Source organism: Streptomyces sp. NPDC059832 (assembly GCF_042731715.1).
In the GTDB taxonomy this organism is placed as follows: domain Bacteria; phylum Actinomycetota; class Actinomycetes; order Streptomycetales; family Streptomycetaceae; genus Streptomyces.
Genome location: NZ_JBHWIY010000110.1, coordinates 1 through 1620, shown reverse-complemented (window position 1 = coordinate 1620; position 1620 = coordinate 1). Strand labels below are relative to the sequence as shown.

Sequence of the window (1620 nt, the reverse complement as noted above, 5' to 3'; positions counted from 1 at the left end):
CGAGATACACGCCGACCTCCATCTCGGTCTGCTCCAACTCGCCTGCAGCATCATCTGCTTGAGACGACTCCGAACCGCATTCTGAAACGATCAGTTAGGAGCGTCAGCTCGACCGCCGAGTGCATCGCACCCGGCGCACACAGCACCGCGTCCACCAGCTCGAACAGCTCATCGCCTCGAACGGTCAGACACGCGTATTTGCGCACGGAGCTTGCCGGTCCGAGCGGTGTACTGACGTTGCCTCACGCAGCCCTGATGGCGCATGGCCGGGCTTGACGTTGCTCTGCCCAAGTGGATGGGGTGAGGCTTCATTCGTCCAGCTGACCTTCGCCGGTCAGCCGTCGGCAGCGGTCGGATTCTTCGGCCAGCTGGGGGTCGCGCCTTTCCGGGCGAGGCGCCTGATCATGAGGGTGATGGCGGCCCAGGTGATTAGAGTCTCGGAGTGCTGGACGAGCCGTTCGTAGTCCCTCGCGTGGCGGCGGGCGTGCATTTCGCAACGGTTCGGTGGCTTTGTTCACGAGAACGGGTTCTGGCACAACTTCTGTGATGACGGCCGTCCGATCGCCGCATCGGCTCGGTAGGTGAGCGGAAACAGCAGGTCAGCAGGTTGGCCCGGCGCGAGCACGAGTACAGGCGGGGCGGCATCACGGAAGTTGTGCAGAACCCGCTCTCGTCGACAAAGCCAGTTCGGCTCCGCACCAAGGTCACGAAGGGTGCCGGCAGCGCGGCCGCCGCCTTGGCGATGGTCTTCAAGCTGGTGGAGTCTGCCCAGCAGCGGTGGCGGGCCGTGAACGCACCCCACCTCGTCGCGCTGGTCGGTGCCGGGGCCGGCTTCGAGCGGGGCGTCCTAGCGAGAGATCCGCGGCCCGCGCGGCATGAACCCCACCGACTACCGCCGGCCGGAAAACCGGTGGCAGGCCCGCCAACCCGTGGTGAAGATCGCGGCATGACCAACTTCCTGGAGACCGACCGACTCGTCCTGCGCGCGTTCACGACGGCCGACACCGACCACCTGCTCGCCCTGGACAACGACCCCGAGGTCATGCGCTTCATCGACGGAGGCCGCCCCACCAACCGCGAGGCAATCGAGACGCGGACCCTGCCGCGACTCCTGCACGACTACCCGTGCTGGGGGACCCGCGGCTACTGGGCCGCGCAAAAGAGGACCACCGGTACCTTCCTGGGTTGGTTCGAGTTCCGGCCGCTGAACGAGCACAGCCCCGCCGTGTTCGAGCTCGGCTACCGGTTGAACCAGGCGGCATGGGGGCACGGCTACGCCACCGAAGGCCCCGGGCCCTGATCCACAAGGGGTTCACGAACTTGGAGGTCGAGCGGGTCACGGCGAACACGATGACCGTCAACACCCGGTCCCGCCGCGTCATGGAGAAGTCGGGCCTGTCCTTCGTCCGGAACTTCACCGGGGACTGGCCGGAGGCGATCGAGGGCGGGCGTTGACCCCGGATTTTGGACACCGGAGAGACTTGGATCTTGATGGTCCAGGAGAACGGAGTCCCTGTGGGGATGGAGCACTACCCCGCCGAGTTCAAGGCAGACGCGGTCGCGCTGTACCGGTCGCGTCCGGGAGCGACGATCAAGTCGGTCGCCACCGACCTCGGGGTG

General features: G+C 66.5%; 1 protein-coding gene and 3 pseudogenes. 3 read left to right on the top strand and 1 reads right to left on the bottom strand.

The features are described from left to right. Positions 1-346 precede the first annotated feature (346 nt). Positions 347-490: pseudogene (locus ACFV8T_RS45575) on the bottom strand (IS5/IS1182 family transposase); the annotation flags it as partial. Between the two features lie 171 nt (positions 491-661). Here ACFV8T_RS45575 and ACFV8T_RS45570 point away from each other — a divergent pair. The 3 genes and pseudogenes from ACFV8T_RS45570 to ACFV8T_RS45560 all read left to right on the top strand — a co-directional run. Beyond that, positions 662-862, top strand: a pseudogene (locus ACFV8T_RS45570) (IS256 family transposase); the annotation flags it as partial. An 84-nt stretch (positions 863-946) separates the two neighbouring features. Further along, positions 947-1455, top strand: a pseudogene (locus ACFV8T_RS45565) (GNAT family N-acetyltransferase). Between the two features lie 60 nt (positions 1456-1515). Continuing rightward, positions 1516-1620 (top strand): transposase (locus ACFV8T_RS45560; protein WP_385339799.1); only part of this gene is annotated, 105 nt, incomplete at its 3' end.